This is a genomic window from Croceitalea marina (genome assembly GCF_042684265.1).
In the GTDB taxonomy this organism is placed as follows: domain Bacteria; phylum Bacteroidota; class Bacteroidia; order Flavobacteriales; family Flavobacteriaceae; genus Croceitalea; species Croceitalea marina.
The window spans coordinates 39,225-55,095 of sequence record NZ_JBHULB010000001.1; the positions used below are offsets into that span (position 1 = coordinate 39,225).

The window sequence follows — 15,871 nt, forward strand, 5'->3', positions numbered from 1 at the left end:
AAGCGTTTTCAAGCTTAAATGCGTTATATGCAAGCAGAAATAATAACGATTGGTGATGAAATTCTTATCGGACAAATAGTTGACTCAAATTCAGCATTTATTGCTAAAGAGCTCAATAAAATAGGAGTCTCTGTATATCAAATTACATCCATACAAGATGATAGGCAACATATTTTGCAGGCTTTTGCTGAAGCGAATACGCGCTCACAAGTCGTAATAGTCACAGGTGGTTTAGGCCCGACAAAAGATGATATTACCAAGCACACCCTATGCGAGTATTTCGAAGACAACCTTGTACAAAATAAAAAGGTCTTAGAACATATAGAAACGTTGTTTGCCAAATACATTTCCACCCCAATTTCTGATTTAAATAGGCAACAGGCATTGGTGCCGACCAAGGCAGATGTACTAAAAAATGAATTTGGTACCGCCCCCGGACTTTGGATGGAAAAGGATGGGACTTCTTTTGTTTCGTTACCTGGTGTTCCCTTTGAGATGAAAAATATCATCAAATCGGCAATTTTACCACGAATTATTTCGCAATACGAACGTCCACATATTGTGCACAAAACGATTATGACTTACGGTCTTGGAGAAAGTGCGATCGCTGAAAAAATTGAGAATTGGGAAAATAACCTTCCCGAAGCGATAAAGCTTGCCTATTTACCCAGTTTGGGTAGAGTAAGACTTCGTTTATCCGGTAAGAGCAAGAATAAAAAAACGCTGGAAGAGCTCATCCAGTCCGAAGCAAAAAAGCTCTATCCATTAATTGGTGACATTATTTACGGAGAGGAAGAAGATGAAAGTATAGAAGCCAGCATTGCCAATATGTTAACGGAAAAGGGAATGACATTGGCTACAGCAGAAAGTTTTACCGGAGGCAAAATTGCGGAGCAAATAACGGCACTTCCGGGGGCATCAAAATATTATAAGGGTACGGTAGTAAGTTACGCCACAGAGACAAAAATCAACCTTCTCGGAGTAGATGCAAACCTTGTGGATAAATATTCTGTAGTTAGTGAAGAAGTTGCGGTCGCTATGGCCCGCAATGCAAAACAACTGCTAGGTACAGATTTCGCGATAGCCACTACGGGAAATGCAGGCCCGACCAAAGGAGACTCTGAAGAACCGGTCGGTACGGTATTTATTGCCATAAGTTCCCCTGAGCGCAGTTTTGCCCAAAAATTTACCATGGGAAATCATCGGGAAATAATCGTTCAAAAGTCTGTAAATAAAGCTTTTGAATTATTACAGAAAGAAATTCTAAATTTCTGAACTTTAATTTTGTGTGTCTAAGAGAAATAACTAAATTTGCAGCCTCAATAAAATCACTCAAAAGTTAGGCAGATGTCCAAAATTTGTGAAGTTACAGGTAAAAAGGTGATGTTTGGTAATAATGTTTCCTTCTCCATCAATAAAACGAAGAGAAGATTTGACGTTAATATCTCTAAGAAGAAATTCTATATCCCTGAAGAAGATAAGTGGGTAACGCTTAATGTTTCCTCAAAAGGAATCAAAATAATTAACAAAAAAGGTATTCATGCTGCTTTAAAAGATGCAAGAGCCAAAGGTTTTGTTAAGTAAAAAGTATTAGAAAATGGCAAAGAAAGGCAACAGAGTTCAAGTTATATTAGAATGTACAGAGCACAAAGAGTCAGGCATGGCAGGTACTTCTAGATACATAACTACGAAGAATAAAAAGAACACGCCAGATAGATTGGAGATTAAAAAATTCAATCCTATTCTTAAGCGTATGACCGTTCATAAAGAAATTAAGTAAGGTTTCTGTTTTTATAGAAACGTAAAGTACAATACCCATGGCAAAGAAGACAGTAGCAACACTACAGGGAAGTTCAAAAAGATTGACAAAAGCTATCAAAATGGTAAAGTCTCCGAAGACTGGGGCCTATACTTTTGTAGAATCTGTAATGTCACCAGAATTGGTAAACGATTGGTTGTCTAAACAATAGTCAAACAATATTAAAATACATAGGAGCCACTCTACGGAGTGGCTTTTTTAGTTTATAAAACTCACGGTACTTTCCTATCTTTGAATTTCAACCAAACACATCATGAGTCTGTTTAAAAATATATTCTCCAAAGACAAAAAAGAAACGCTGGATAAAGGCTTAGAAAAGACCAAGACCAGCTTTTTTGGCAAGCTGAGCAAGGCAGTTGCCGGAAAGTCAAAGGTAGATGACGAAGTGCTTGATAACCTTGAAGAAGTTTTGGTAACCTCTGATGTTGGTGTAAACACCACCCTTAAAATTATTGAGCGCATTGAAGAACGTGTCTCTAGGGATAAATACATGGGTACTGAAGAATTGAACAAGATTCTTCGTGAAGAAATCGCAGGATTGCTTTCTGAAACCCATGTTGGTGAGGATACTGATTTTACTTTACCCAAAACGCATAAGCCACACGTAATCATGGTGGTCGGTGTAAATGGAGTAGGCAAAACAACTACTATCGGTAAGTTGGCCAATCAATTTAAAAACAAAGGTCTAAAAGTCGTATTAGGTGCCGGTGATACCTTTAGGGCAGCCGCAATCGACCAATTAGAAGTCTGGGCAAATCGAGTCGATGTGCCCATAATAAAACAGAAAATGGGCAGCGACCCTGCCTCTGTAGCATTTGACACACTAAATTCTGCGGTTGCAGATGACGCCGATGTTGTACTTATTGATACCGCTGGCCGACTACACAATAAAATAAACCTGATGAATGAACTCTCTAAGGTAAAACGGGTTATGCAAAAGGTAGTACCAGATGCTCCACATGAGGTTTTATTGGTTTTAGATGGTTCTACTGGTCAAAATGCTTTTGAGCAGGCCAAGCAGTTTACAAAGGCTACGGAGGTCTCTTCATTGGCCGTTACCAAATTAGATGGTACTGCCAAAGGTGGCGTTGTTATAGGTATCTCGGACCAGTTTCAAATTCCGGTAAAATACATTGGGGTAGGTGAAGGTATTGAAGACTTGCAAGTGTTCAATAAATATGAGTTCGTAGATTCTTTTTTTAAGCTGTAAAATGCAGAACATATGGTTAAAGTTGTGATACCTAGTGGGCTACAATAGTCTTCAAGAACTATTTTGTAGGTATAATTTTTTAATCGGTATTTATGAATCTGCAAAGAATACTTTTCAGTTTAGGCCTAGTACTTACCTTTTTTTCTTGCAAAGAGAAGCCCAAAGAAGAAACCTCAAGACCAAATTTAGTACTTATCATCGCAGATGATATGAATTGGAATGACAGTGGGGCCTATGGAAACCCTGTCATTAGAACTCCAAATATTGATAAGCTGGCAAAAGAAGGCATGCTTTTTTCCAATGCCTTTTTAAATACAAGCTCATGTAGCCCAAGTAGAACAAGTATTATTTCAGGGAAGTATCCACATAATACAGATGCAGAACAGTTACATTGGCCTCTACCTGAGGGGCATCGCACCTTCGTCGAAGAATTGAAAAAAGCTGGGTACTGGACCGGTCTGGGCGGTAAGTATCACTTGGGAGATGCTGTTAAAAATCATTTTGATTCCATTATAGAAGTCGGAACTGCCGGATTTCAATTGGGAGCCGATGGTAAGCAACAAAAGCTAAATGGCGACGGAAGCGGTTGCGAATCATGGGTTTCATTAGTAAAAGCAAGAAAAGAAGAAACTCCTTTTTTCTTGTGGTTGGCTGCAGTAGACCCTCATAGACCCTATTATGAGGGGGTAATTGATGAACCCCACAGTCCTGAAAAGGTTATAGTACCACCTTATTTTCCAGATACTCCAAAAGTCAGAAAAGACTTGGCTTTATACTATGATGAAATTTCCAGGATGGATAAATATATTGGTGATGTGGTGGCTGAACTTGATAGACAAGGGGTATCGGAGAACACTATGATTCTATTCATTTCAGATAATGGAAGACCTTTTCCACGAGACAAAACTACCTTATATGAAGGTGGTATAAAAACCCCGTGGATCGTAAAATGGCCAAAGAACGTAGTCGCTGGCACTAGAAATAAAAATTTGGTAAGCGCAATCGATATTGCCCCAACCTTTCTGAAAATGGCGGGACTAGAAGCTTTAGATGAATTTGAAGGTTTGGATTTTTCACCAATGCTAAAGAATCTGGATACTGTCGTGCATCAAGAAATCTATGCCGAAGACCATTGGCATGATTATGAAGATTATACAAGGGCCATTCGAACCGATAGTCTAAAATACATTCGTAATTTTTATCCAGATTTACCAAATACGCCTTCTGCGGACGCTTTTAGAGGACTTACGTATCAAAGTATGCTAGAACAAAAAGATGCTAACCTCTTAAACGAGGCTCAAATGCGATGTTTTATCGTACCACGTCCTGAAGAGGAACTGTATGATGTCACCAAAGATCCTAATGAACTCAATAATTTAGCAATGCTTCCAGAATATAAGTCCGCTTTAAACGATTTGAGAAAACGAATGGCCTACATTAGAAAGAAAAGTAAAGATGTATTGCCAAAAACAAGAACTCCCGATGATTTTGATAGGGAAACCGGTTTACCGACCGATGCCAGAATACGGCCTAGACCTTCTAAGGCAGAGATGTTTAATGCCACTAATAGCAAGTAAGAAAACTTTAATAAGGTGACATTCAATAGCCTAAAACTTTTAAGTTTTGGGCTATTGCTGTATTATTGACATAACCAAAGCATCTGTGACAGGTTGATCCTCATTTTAAAATTACGATAAGATGTCAATACTATTTAAAATAACTACTCTATTACTAAGCTTTTTCTTGAGTTTATCTTATGGACAGATAACCCACCCAAAGGCCAGCCCCGCAACAAGCATAATGCAAGAAGTTGGTTTAGCTAAGATTTCGATTCAATACTCACGACCAGCGGCTAGAGGAAGAGCTATTTTCGGAGGTATAGTGCCCTATGGTCGTATTTGGCGAGTAGGTGCCAATGAGAGTACCAAAATCACGGTAGATACCGATATGGAGATTTTAGGAAAACTATTACCGATGGGAATCTACGCGCTTTATGCCTTCCCAGAAAAAGAGGAATGGCAAATTGCCTTTCACACCAATATTTCGCATTGGGGCGATGGCCGAAAAAGGTATAATCCTGCTGAAGACTTATTTCGGATAACCGTAAAACCCGAATCCATTCCCTATCACCAAGAAAACTTTTTGATGGCTTTTGATTCCATCACGCATAATACAACAAACCTCAATTTGATTTGGGCGAGTACAAAAGTGACCATTCCTATTAAAGTCGATACCGATACCCAGATGGAATTGGAAATTGCAAAACAACTGAAAGAAAATCCGACTGCACAAACCTATTATGAGGCTGCTCGTTATCTTCAAGAACAGGGAAAAGATTTTGAAAGAGCCTTGGCATATCTTGATAAAGCACTTGAGCTTGGTGGTGAAACCTATTATTTTTATAGGGTGAAATCTCTGGTAGAGGCTGAACTAGGAAATTTTAAAGGGGCAATAGCTTCGGCTAAAAAGTCCTTAAAAATAGCTTCAGAACTGGGGAAAGATGAGTTTGTGAGAATGAATGAAAAGAACATTAAAAAGTGGCAAACACTTTCACAAAATAACTAGCCGGTCATTTTTAAGCTTAAGGGAGAAATCTTATATTTAGAATTCTCAAAAGAACTTTAAAAAATGACAAAATCAATCGCTTCAATAGGTAATGTTTTAGTAGTTTTTCTATTCGTTCTTTGCTTGGGTACAGCTTGTAAAAATGAAAAAAAACCACAAGAAAAGAATACAGATGTAGTATTATGGTCGCCCTATAACGACTCTACAGAAGTTGCTGCCAATGCCGAACATGAGAATGATAGAATGCGTTACAAGCTCATTCAATCAAAAGTATTGGATAAAAACGATGTTTTTAGGCCCTTGTATAATGAGGTGTCCCAGTTTTCTGAAGAGCGCTATGAGCAAATAAAACCATTGGTTTTAGAACAAGACATCCCAACAATTCAAGGACATATTGAAGCAGAGAAATTGACCTATGAAGAGTTGGCGCTTTTTTATCTAAAACGGATTTATAAGTACGAATTGGATAACAGTACCACCCTAAATACAGTGATTGCGCTCAACCCCAATGTACTTAATGAAGCACGAAAACTTGATAAGGATAAGAAAGGATTGCACCCTATCTACGGAATGCCCATTCTTTTAAAGGATAATATTGGTACACAAAACATGAAAACAACTGCTGGCGCTATCGCTTTGCAGCATAATACTACCGATAATGCCTTTATTGTAAATCGTTTAAAAGAAAACGGGGCTTTAATTTTAGGTAAGGTAAACCTTAGTGAATGGGCCTACTTTTTATGTAGCGGCTGTCCGGTGGGGTATAGTGCCGTTGGTGGCCAAACACTGAACCCCTATGGTCGTAGAATATTTGAGACTGGGGGCTCCAGTTCTGGTAGCGGTACTTCTATTGCAGCCAATTATGCCGTGGCTGCGGTAGGCACGGAAACCTCTGGGTCTATTTTATCACCTTCTAGTCAAAATTCTGTAGTAGGCCTAAAACCAACAATTGGGCTGTTGAGTAGAACCGGTATCGTACCCATTTCAAGTACTTTAGATACCCCAGGGCCAATGACAAAAAATGTTTCTGATAATGCTATTTTACTATCTGCAATGATGGGGCACGACTATGATGATAAGGCTTCGACCAGAGAAAATTTTTCAGGAATCTTTACTTCAGGAGAAAGACCGATACCGTTAAATGAAGTGCGACTAGGTGTTTTTAAAAATCTTATGGAGGGCGACTCTATTTATAAGGCGACCATCGAAAAACTTAAGAATGCAGGAGCGAAAATCGTAGAGTTCACACCCCCAGAAGTTCAGATGAACGGCTTTTTATCCATTTTGAATATTGATATGAAAAACGATTTACCTGATTATATCGATAGTCAGATTCAAGATAAAGATGCGGTTAAAATTACTTCTATTGCAGATGCAGTGGCATTTAACAAGCAAGATTCTTTGGTTCGTATTCCCTATGGGCAGGCCCTATTTGAAGGTATTCTGGCAGACTCAACAACTGCTGAAGGCTTAGCGGAGATAAAAAATACCTTAGAACAGAATGGCCGCCTGTATTTTAATGATACCATGAAAAAACACGATTTGGACGCTATTTTGTCCATCAACAATTACCATGCAGGTTACGCCGCGGTGGCAAAATACCCGGCATTAACCATACCTATGGGGTATAAGAAGACCGGAGAGCCTATTAGCTTAACTTTTATAGGCAAGCAATTCTCAGAGGGTAGTTTATTACGAATGGGCAAATCTTTTGAAGATTTGACTAAAGTGCGTAGGCAGCCAGAAGGATATAAAGAGTAGTATTCATTAAATAAAATTTAGTAGTTTGAAACTAAAGAATTATCAAAAAAAGTTAGAAAATTTGACACGAATCTTATTGTCGACATCGGCTTTATTATTATTTATTTCTTGCCAAAGTTCATCAAAGTTACCTAGACCCATAATAAAGCCAGAAATTCCAATTTCCAGATTAAATGAAAATGCAATTGCGACAATATCTCCTAATTACAAAGATTCCTATTTTAGATTGTTACCGTATTTGTTCTTTAATGCAAATGGAACATTTAATGAAATTCAAGGAGATTTTTATAATGTGAAGTTTAATACCAGTTCGAATATAAATATAATGCCCGGTTTCTGGAGAGATTATGGAGACTACAAAAATTCAATAATTGTATTAATTGCTTTAAGTGAAACTTCATCAATTCCTATAAAAGACATTTATATTTCAGTTGAGTCTAGTAAGAATGGAGTTTTCATTCGAGAAAAAATTAATGAGGGTCATAAACTAGATTATATTAGCCGTTCTCAACAAAGAGTTCTATTTTTCAAAGAATTGAGTTTAGAAAATCAATACGACGTTCTTAATAAGATAAATGATGATGTACTAACTGTTAAGGTTGGTGAGCAGGTTTACAAATTTTTGACCCCCGAATTAGAGCTTAACTAATATTTTTTTAGAAATACTAGTACATTTTCACCATTAATCCATCAAATCATTAAGCAATCCCCAGAGTTCATTGTCAAAACTTGAAGGCCCTAAAAGGGTTTCACCGGCATCACCGCCCATGCGCACGATAACCAATTCCTCACTAGGTACTATATATAATTTTTGGTCGTTTTTGCCCAATCCGGCATATAGGTCGTTAGGAGCGTTTGGTATTAATTTTCCAGAGAATTCTATTTCACTGCCAGGCACCCGATAACTATCTTTTCCGTTTAACCAATAGAGGTAACCGTAGGCTTGGTTCATGTTTTGAGACGTATTTTTCATATCGGTCAAGAAAGTGGCATCGCCTAAAATGGTTTGTCCGTCCCAAACCCCGTTGTTGAGGTTAAGTATGCCAAAACGGGCCATACTGCGCGCATTGCTGAAATAGACATTGTTAAATCCGATAGAAACCCAGGCTCCCTGCATTCCGATACGAGAACCTATTTTGGCCGAAAAATAATCCTCAAAATCTTGCCCAACGGCATTGGTAATAATATTATCCAATAAGGTGTAGGGGCCGTTATGGTAAAACCAGAATTGCCCAGGTTCGTTTTTGTATAACAAACATTCAGGGTCGGTACAAAAAATATCATCAACATCATAATCAAGACCAGTAGTCATGGTCAAATGGTTAAAAACCGTAATTTGTGCCTCTTGTTCCGTTGATAAACTAGACCATGCTGTACCCAAATAAGCTGCCGAAGAATCATTTAAACTTAAAAAACCTTCCTCTTGGGCAATTCCTGCGATCATTGCAGTTAAGGTTTTTCCGGCTGAATTCCATGCATGATTGTCATTCTGCTGAAAATCGCCAAAATATCTTTCAATGACGATCCTGCCATTTTTAAGAACCAGAAAAGCATCGGTTTCCCTTTCTGCTAAAAAATCATATAAAGGCTGTTCCCCAGCTGAATTCCAGCCTAAATCTTCAATAGAGATGGTTTCCCATTCATTAGAATTTACCGGCGGAAAATAAATCTCAAGATTTGTTGGATTTAGGGTAATTACCTGATTTTCATTGTCGCTAGAATCACTTGAGCAAGCGCTTAAAACGAACACTATACTTAGCGCAAATACTAGGTTTTTCATGGCTTTGTTTTTCAATAAGACCTAATTACTACATAAGGGTTTAACGCAAAGGCTAAAGAAATATGCGTTAAAATCGACCAATTGCAGGGGCTTGTTGTATTTTTGCCCTCCATTTATATAGGTATGCGCACAAAATCACTTAAAAAGAACAAAATCAATGTAGTAACCTTAGGTTGTAGCAAAAATGTTTACGATTCTGAGGTACTTATGGGGCAGCTTAAGGCAAATAATAAAGAAGTTGTGCATGAGGAAGAAGGCAACGTGGTGGTCATCAATACCTGCGGATTTATTGCCAATGCAAAAGAGGAAAGTGTAAATACCATATTGGAGTACGTTCAAAAAAAGGAAGCCGGAGATGTGGATAAGGTGTTTGTCACAGGATGTTTAAGTGAGCGTTACAAACCAGATCTGCAAAAAGAAATACCCAATGTAGACGAATATTTTGGCACAAGCGACTTGCCGAATCTATTAAAAGCTTTAGGAGCTGATTATAAACACGAACTTATTGGTGAACGTTTGACCACGACCCCTAAAAACTATGCCTATTTAAAAATTGCCGAAGGTTGTGATCGACCATGCTCCTTCTGTGCGATACCCTTAATGCGCGGTAAGCACAAGAGTAAACCTATCGAAGAGTTGGTTGCTGAGTCTGAAAAACTGGCCGCTAAAGGGGTTAAAGAATTGATTTTGATAGCCCAAGATTTAACCTATTACGGGTTAGACCTATATAAGAAACGAAATCTGGCTGAGCTGTTGGCAGCACTTGTTAAGGTTGAAGGTATTGAATGGATTCGCTTGCATTATGCCTTCCCAACAGGTTTTCCGATGGATGTATTGGACCTTATGAAAAAGGAGCCCAAAATATGTAACTATATAGATATTCCTCTGCAACATATATCGGATGCTATTTTAAAAAGTATGCGCCGTGGTACCACCCATGTAAAGACCACAAAACTACTTTATGATTTTAGAGCGACTGTGCCGGACATGACAATTAGAACTACCTTGATTGTAGGTTACCCAGGTGAAACAGAAGAAGATTTTAGAATTCTAAGGGATTGGGTAAAAGAAATGCGTTTTGAGCGTTTGGGCTGTTTTACCTATAGCCATGAAGAAAATACTCATGCTTATAACCTAGAAGATGATGTGCCGGAAGAAGTAAAGCAACAACGCGCCAATGAAATTATGGAAATTCAGTCTCAAATCTCTTGGGAGCTGAATCAAGAGAAAATAGGGAAAAACTTTAAATGTATTATTGACAGGAAGGAAGGCAATCACTTTGTCGGACGGACCGAGTTCGATTCACCTGATGTTGACAATGAAGTATTGATCGATGCTACAAAGTTTTATGTAAAAATCGGTGACTTTACCACTGTTAAAATTACCGAAGCATCTGATTTTGACTTGTACGGGTCTCCCGTCTAAAAAAATAAAGGCAAAACCAAATATTGAGCTTTGCCTTTATAGTAAACTTTATTTTTTTTCGGGGGAAATCATTTTATAGACCATACCGGCTAAAATAGCACCTACTATAGGTGCGGCCCAAAATAACCACAACTGTGGAATAGCCCAAGTACCTTCAGCGAATAATGCCTGACTCGTACTTCGCGCTGGATTTACAGACGTGTTCGTTACAGGAATACTGATAAGGTGGATTAAGGTTAAACCAAGACCTATCGCTAAGCCCGCCATATATTTTGGCGCTTTTGAATGTGTGGCACCTAAAATGATAATCAAGAAAAAGAAGGTTAAGACCGCTTCGGTAACAAAAGCCGAGAGCATATCATAACCCCCAGGTGAATGTTCTCCGTAACCATTTGCGGCAAAGCCACCAATTTCAAAACCAGATTTACCACTAACGATCAAATACAAAACACCGGCACCGGCAATTGCACCCATGACTTGGGCGATAATGTAGGGTACTAAATCTTTTTTGTCAAAGCGACCTCCAACTGCCAAGCCAATAGAAACAGCAGGGTTTAAATGGCAGCCAGAGATATGGCCAATAGCGTAGGCCATTGTGACTACAGTAAGTCCGAAGGCAAGGGCTACGCCTAAAAATCCGATTCCAAGTTCAGGGAATCCTGCGGCTAATACAGCGCTCCCGCATCCGCCAAGCACAAGCCAAAAAGTTCCAATAAATTCTGCGATTAATTTTTTCATAAGGTTCTAATTATTAGTTAGTATGCTAATTAAGAACCAATTATAATTATAAAGTCACATATGCAATCAAATTCGCTACCGTAGGGTGGTCATTTCCGCCAGCCGGCTCTATCGTAATGTTCAGCGATTCGGCTTTATCGATATATTTTAGGCTAATAAGCTCTTCATCAGTTTTTAGCACACCCATATCAATCATTTCGCCATCCACATCACTCCACATTTGATAGGTTTTATCCTTTGGCAACATCGGTAGTCCTTGAGCATTCACATGAACCATTTTGCTTTCATGATTTATATAGGCGACGGCTCTAGAATTAGGTGCGGCTTCATTACTGTATAAAACAAGGGGAATGGTTTTAGGACTATTTATGGTTTTTAATCTTGTATTGGTTAAAACATAGTTTTCTTCCAAAGTATTTAAACGCTCTTGTAAGGCAGTGGTTTGATTTTGTAGCAATTCAAATTCAGCTCTTGTATTTTGCCATTTGGTATACATCCAAATAGATGATAATAGAAATAAGACTCCGAGGCTTGCCGCTACCAATAACGGGCTGTTCGATAATTTTCTTGCTTTTTTAGTATCTAACTGTTCTTTGAGCTTGGTTTTTACTTGAGGTGGAGGGGGTATGGCATTTTCAAAAGCCATCTTTTCAAAATCCTCCTCTAATTCGCTAAACTTTTGAAGCAGCTCCTTATCAGTTTTTAATGCATGTTCTATATAATCCCTATCGGAAGTGTTTAGCTCGTCCAATAGATATTTTTCTAGAAGTCCTTCGTCCAATATTTTCTTTCTGTCCATCATGCCAAAATTTCTATACAAAACCAAACTACAACCAATTCGTTCTTATAGCTATCACGCAGTAAATTCAGGGCTTGCCTTATGTAAGATTTAAAAGTGCCTAAGGGAACACCCATTTCTAAATAGGCCTCTCTATGGGTATATCCCCTAAAATAAACTAGCGCTATAGCTTCTTGATGATGTGGCTCCAACCTTTTGATGGCCCCACTTAATTCCGCGTAATCTGGTAATTTTTCTTCTTGGGTTTTATTTTTATATACACTTAAATCTTCTGATTGGATGAGCAAATCTGGTTTTCTTAAGGCATTTAGGGTTGTATTTTTTGCAATTCTATAGGCCCACGTATAAAATCTTCCCTTGGAAGCATCATAACTATCGATTTTCTGCCAAATCTTGATGAATGTCTCTTGTAGTAAATCTTGAGCAATAGCTTCGTTTCTGCACATCCGCAGAATTACACCGTACAGGGCACCAGCATATTTATCATATATGGTGTATAGTGCAAGCCTATCCTTATTGGATAATTGCCGAATTAGTTGCTCATCTTCTGGGTAGTTCGCCATATACTTTGTTAAAGATATGATAAAATCATAATGCGTTCATCCAAATGCTAAAATGCCGTGTAAATAGAATAGAAGCGCTCAAATAATTTTAATTAATAATTAAATCTTAAAAACAGAAACATGAAAAAATTAGTATTTATTCTAACAATTGCAACTTTCGCTTTTTCTACACAAACAACCGAAGCACAAAAATCTAAAGATATTGTTGATATCGCCGCTTCAATGGATGATTTTTCAACTTTGGTGGCAGCGGTAAAGGCGGCAGATTTGGTCGATGCATTAAAAGGTGAGGGACCATTAACGGTTTTTGCACCAAATAATGCCGCATTTGATAAGTTACCTAAAGGAACTGTGGCTACCTTATTGAAGCCCGAAAATAAAGGTGCTTTAACCTCAATTCTTACCTATCACGTACTAGCAGGAAAATATACTGCAGCGGATATTGTAAAGTCTATTAAAGCCAATGGCGGCGGATTTATGGCCAAAACATTACAAGGAGAAGCGATTTATGGAGAATTATCTGGTGGTAATGTAATTTTAACGGATTCTAAAGGAAACAAATCTAAAGTTATTATTGCAGATGTCATGGCCTCTAACGGGGTAATACATGCCATTGAAAATGTAGTGATGCCTAAAAAATAATTTGATTAAAAGAAAAGCACCGCATCGCGGTGCTTTTTACATGTTTACAAACTCAAAACCTGCCAATGGTATTTTGGTTAAATCAAATTCTCTCTCATTTAGTAAGATGCCATGCTCGAGGTATGCTTTAAGGTTTGCTAACCAAAACGTCCAACCATTACTGCAACCACAGTGGATATTCAATTTGCTTTTCTCATCCGTAGGAATATCATACTGTCGTAAAGTGAGTAATACTGCATTATCTTTTTGCGCTAACCTCACGGACACTTTACAGCTTTCAGCAAAAGAAAATTCTATGAAATTTAATTTGTTTGTCTGCAAGATGCTTCCTTTCTCTTGCCCATCCCAATTATGCCATTCCCAAACATAATTGTCATTTACTTGAACATACTCCGATACATTTCTTACGTGATTTTCTGGTGAAGTATAAATGGCCTTGCTTAAAAACCAAGATTCGATTCCTTCCGCAGTACCCCAGCACCAAAACAATTTCTCAATAGTGGTCTTTATGTATATTTTTTTCGTGAATTGATCAAAACTTAGCGTACTCATCTTTTACGTTTTAGTTCTATATTATATAATTCTCTTCCCAATTGAGCCAAGAATGGTATGCCAATTTCATCATACTCATAGACATTATCATTAAAAACACCGTCTTTATTAACCAAAATGGTTGCAGATAACATAAAATCTACTTTGTTTTTGGTGTCTTTAATATAGGCGCAATCGGTTAAGGTGCCATAGGCATATCCTACTTTATTATAGATTTTAATATAGTCGGGTATAGGTTCTTTAGAATCACCGTACATAAAGAATTTTACATAACTATCATAGTACTCGGTTTTATCATACCCCGTTACTTTAGGTAAATCGCTCATTGCTTTTAGTAAAAATGCATACTGATTCTCGCTAAGATTAAATCGTTCTTTTTCTGGAAAATGATTTGGAAAGATAATTTTCTTTAGCAGCTTGTGCTGTGCAGGGATAGCATAAAAGTTTTTTAAACTAAAATCAAATGGCTCTTTGTACAGCGAATCTTCGTCATAGAAACCTGTTCCTTTTAACACTTTCTGCATGGGCAGATTTACCGGGTATGAACTAACAATGCTTTTAGAGCTTACGGTAGTGCTATCATTAACATAAATTACCAAAGGCTTTGTAGTAACATCATCGGCATTAGAGGTAGAAAGGCGATGCGAAATACGTATAGGATTGACTCTCCTTCGCTTTATTCGCAGGTTTAATTCATCAAAACCCAAAAACTCAATTAGCCTATTGTTGGCCTCATTGTCACTTACCGCAAAAATTTCTTGTATTGCTTTTTCAAAAGTGCTTTCAATCGAATCACCTTCAATATAAAACTTAGTTTTTCTATCTAGAGAATCAATCTCGTTCAATTTCTCTAGGGCAGTAACTGCTGCAGGAAATTTAACGGTACTTGCAGGGTAGAAATAATGGTTTGGGTTTACCTGAAAGTCAAAATCTGTAAATAAAACACTATCCTTTCTTCTATCTATTTGAGTATACCTAATCTGAACTTCGTACTGGTCTAAACTATCTATTACTCGTTTTATACGAATGTCTTTGGAAGCTAAGGCTTTTTCTAACGGATTTACTACTACTTTTTCAGAACAGCAAACTACTAAAAAGACTGTAAGACAAATGCATAGGTATAAAAGATGGTTTTTTTTAAGCATGCTCTCAATCATTAAAAATTTCTCCACGGTGAGGTTTAAGCATATCTCTAACCGAAATCATTTCGAATTCAGCCACGACCAAATAAGCAATGCTGTGCATTTCGTTGATATGCGATACCCCTGTGATATTAAATTTTAATTCTTCAATTACAATATATTCTTTTAAATGTTTTTCATGATGTTCGGCCGTTTTGGCCGCGGCATGTCCTTTAAAGTCCCAAATTAATTTAATTTTTTTGTCAAGTACTGGTTGCATTGGTTTTTATGAGTTGGTTACTGAAATTCCTTTTTCTGCAAAATTTTTAAAATCTTGTGCATATTTCATAGACTGCTTTTTAAATGCACCTGGCATTAAAAACCCGATTAGTTTCATTCCAAAGCCAGAAAATTGAAATTCACTTTCAGAAATCCATCTCGTTTTTCCGTTTTCTTCTTTAAAATAATTTCGCTGAATGTTATGCACTCCCTTAGTGTCGTAGGTGGCATGAAATTCATCTGGCATATTTCTTTTTAGTATAGTTTCCACCATTTCCATTTCTCCTTTACCACGTTTAAACTTCATGTTCATCGTTGACCCTTCTTGGCCTGGTTCACCTGAAATCATATTGTAACCAAGCAAACCACGCATCCAATGCTGCATATTATCTGGGTTATCCAATATCTTAATAAACTCATCTCGTTGCAGGTCTATGGTTATTTCGGTTGTATATTTCATATCGGTCAGATTTAATTGAACTAATGTACTAAAATATTGATTTTGAGAAGCTACTAAAAATCTGTTAATGGTTTTGGCCATCGCTTGCACGACTTTAAGTTATTGTTATTTTTGCTGAATGTATTTTTTAAACCGTAAAGTTGTTTGGGTTTACTGT

At 37.6% G+C, this 15,871-nt stretch carries 19 protein-coding genes; 11 read left to right on the plus strand and 8 right to left on the minus strand.

Features of this window, described 5'->3' with window-relative positions; translation table 11 throughout:
* Positions 1–27 precede the first annotated feature (27 nt).
* The 9 genes from ACFSQJ_RS00210 to ACFSQJ_RS00250 all read left to right on the plus strand — a co-directional run bounded on the left by ACFSQJ_RS00210 (position 28) and on the right by ACFSQJ_RS00250 (position 8,004).
* Entirely contained in the window at positions 28–1,275 is a 1,248-nt protein-coding gene (locus tag ACFSQJ_RS00210) for a competence/damage-inducible protein A (protein ID WP_377764736.1), read from the plus strand.
* Between the two features lie 72 nt (positions 1,276–1,347).
* Positions 1,348–1,584, plus strand: a complete 237-nt coding sequence (gene rpmB / locus ACFSQJ_RS00215; protein ID WP_377764737.1) for a 50S ribosomal protein L28 — start codon at positions 1,348–1,350, stop codon at positions 1,582–1,584.
* A 13-nt stretch (positions 1,585–1,597) separates the two neighbouring features.
* The gene (gene rpmG, locus ACFSQJ_RS00220; RefSeq protein WP_377764738.1) at positions 1,598–1,780 is read left to right on the plus strand and encodes a 50S ribosomal protein L33; all 183 of its coding nucleotides are present in this window, start codon (positions 1,598–1,600) and stop codon (positions 1,778–1,780) included.
* 37 nt (positions 1,781–1,817) lie between these two features.
* Positions 1,818–1,970, plus strand: a complete 153-nt coding sequence (locus ACFSQJ_RS00225) for a DUF4295 domain-containing protein (protein ID WP_350291264.1) — start codon at positions 1,818–1,820, stop codon at positions 1,968–1,970.
* Between the two features lie 102 nt (positions 1,971–2,072).
* Complete coding sequence (gene ftsY / locus ACFSQJ_RS00230; RefSeq protein WP_377764739.1) at positions 2,073–3,029, plus strand: signal recognition particle-docking protein FtsY; 957 nt, start codon at positions 2,073–2,075, stop codon at positions 3,027–3,029.
* Between the two features lie 92 nt (positions 3,030–3,121).
* On the plus strand, positions 3,122–4,606 hold the full coding sequence (locus tag ACFSQJ_RS00235) for a sulfatase family protein (RefSeq protein WP_377764740.1): 1,485 nt from the start codon (positions 3,122–3,124) through the stop codon (positions 4,604–4,606).
* Between the two features lie 121 nt (positions 4,607–4,727).
* Complete coding sequence (locus ACFSQJ_RS00240) at positions 4,728–5,594, plus strand: DUF2911 domain-containing protein (RefSeq protein WP_377764741.1); 867 nt, start codon at positions 4,728–4,730, stop codon at positions 5,592–5,594.
* A 63-nt stretch (positions 5,595–5,657) separates the two neighbouring features.
* Positions 5,658–7,355 carry an amidase family protein gene (locus ACFSQJ_RS00245; RefSeq protein WP_377764742.1) on the plus strand — a complete coding sequence of 566 codons (1,698 nt, stop codon included), beginning with the start codon at positions 5,658–5,660 and terminating at the stop codon, positions 7,353–7,355.
* A 25-nt stretch (positions 7,356–7,380) separates the two neighbouring features.
* The gene (locus tag ACFSQJ_RS00250) at positions 7,381–8,004 is read left to right on the plus strand and encodes a hypothetical protein (RefSeq protein ID WP_377764743.1); all 624 of its coding nucleotides are present in this window, start codon (positions 7,381–7,383) and stop codon (positions 8,002–8,004) included.
* 33 nt (positions 8,005–8,037) lie between these two features.
* Here ACFSQJ_RS00250 and ACFSQJ_RS00255 read toward each other — a convergent pair whose 3' ends face one another.
* Entirely contained in the window at positions 8,038–9,135 is a 1,098-nt protein-coding gene (locus ACFSQJ_RS00255) for a serine hydrolase domain-containing protein (RefSeq protein ID WP_377764744.1), read from the minus strand.
* Between the two features lie 123 nt (positions 9,136–9,258).
* On the opposite strand from ACFSQJ_RS00255, the gene rimO reads away from it, so the two are divergent.
* Complete coding sequence (rimO, locus tag ACFSQJ_RS00260; protein WP_377764745.1) at positions 9,259–10,560, plus strand: 30S ribosomal protein S12 methylthiotransferase RimO; 1,302 nt, start codon at positions 9,259–9,261, stop codon at positions 10,558–10,560.
* A gap of 48 nt (positions 10,561–10,608) precedes the next feature.
* Here the strand turns inward: rimO and aqpZ are convergent, their stop codons facing one another.
* From aqpZ to ACFSQJ_RS00275, 3 genes are read right to left on the minus strand one after another with little or no spacing between them, the layout of a single operon-like run.
* Complete coding sequence (aqpZ, locus tag ACFSQJ_RS00265) at positions 10,609–11,298, minus strand: aquaporin Z (RefSeq protein WP_377764746.1); 690 nt, start codon at positions 11,296–11,298, stop codon at positions 10,609–10,611.
* 46 nt (positions 11,299–11,344) lie between these two features.
* Positions 11,345–12,100, minus strand: a complete 756-nt coding sequence (locus tag ACFSQJ_RS00270; RefSeq protein WP_377764747.1) for an anti-sigma factor — start codon at positions 12,098–12,100, stop codon at positions 11,345–11,347.
* Positions 12,097–12,660, minus strand: coding sequence for an RNA polymerase sigma factor (locus ACFSQJ_RS00275; RefSeq protein WP_377764748.1), 564 nt, complete (start codon positions 12,658–12,660; stop codon positions 12,097–12,099). The genes ACFSQJ_RS00270 and ACFSQJ_RS00275 overlap by 4 nt, the downstream gene beginning before the upstream one ends.
* A 120-nt stretch (positions 12,661–12,780) precedes the next feature.
* On the opposite strand from ACFSQJ_RS00275, the gene ACFSQJ_RS00280 reads away from it, so the two are divergent.
* Positions 12,781–13,302, plus strand: a complete 522-nt coding sequence (locus tag ACFSQJ_RS00280; protein WP_377764749.1) for a fasciclin domain-containing protein — start codon at positions 12,781–12,783, stop codon at positions 13,300–13,302.
* A 36-nt stretch (positions 13,303–13,338) separates the two neighbouring features.
* Here ACFSQJ_RS00280 and ACFSQJ_RS00285 read toward each other — a convergent pair whose 3' ends face one another.
* From ACFSQJ_RS00285 to ACFSQJ_RS00300, 4 genes are read right to left on the minus strand one after another with little or no spacing between them, the layout of a single operon-like run.
* Complete coding sequence (locus ACFSQJ_RS00285) at positions 13,339–13,854, minus strand: SRPBCC family protein (RefSeq protein ID WP_377764750.1); 516 nt, start codon at positions 13,852–13,854, stop codon at positions 13,339–13,341.
* The gene (locus tag ACFSQJ_RS00290) at positions 13,851–14,999 is read right to left on the minus strand and encodes a serine hydrolase (protein WP_377764751.1); all 1,149 of its coding nucleotides are present in this window, start codon (positions 14,997–14,999) and stop codon (positions 13,851–13,853) included. Before ACFSQJ_RS00290 ends, ACFSQJ_RS00285 begins: the two co-directional genes overlap by 4 nt.
* A 4-nt stretch (positions 15,000–15,003) precedes the next feature.
* On the minus strand, positions 15,004–15,255 hold the full coding sequence (locus ACFSQJ_RS00295; RefSeq protein ID WP_377764752.1) for a hypothetical protein: 252 nt from the start codon (positions 15,253–15,255) through the stop codon (positions 15,004–15,006).
* A gap of 6 nt (positions 15,256–15,261) precedes the next feature.
* Positions 15,262–15,714 carry an SRPBCC family protein gene (locus ACFSQJ_RS00300; protein ID WP_377764753.1) on the minus strand — a complete coding sequence of 151 codons (453 nt, stop codon included), beginning with the start codon at positions 15,712–15,714 and terminating at the stop codon, positions 15,262–15,264.
* Positions 15,715–15,871: the final 157 nt, after the last annotated feature.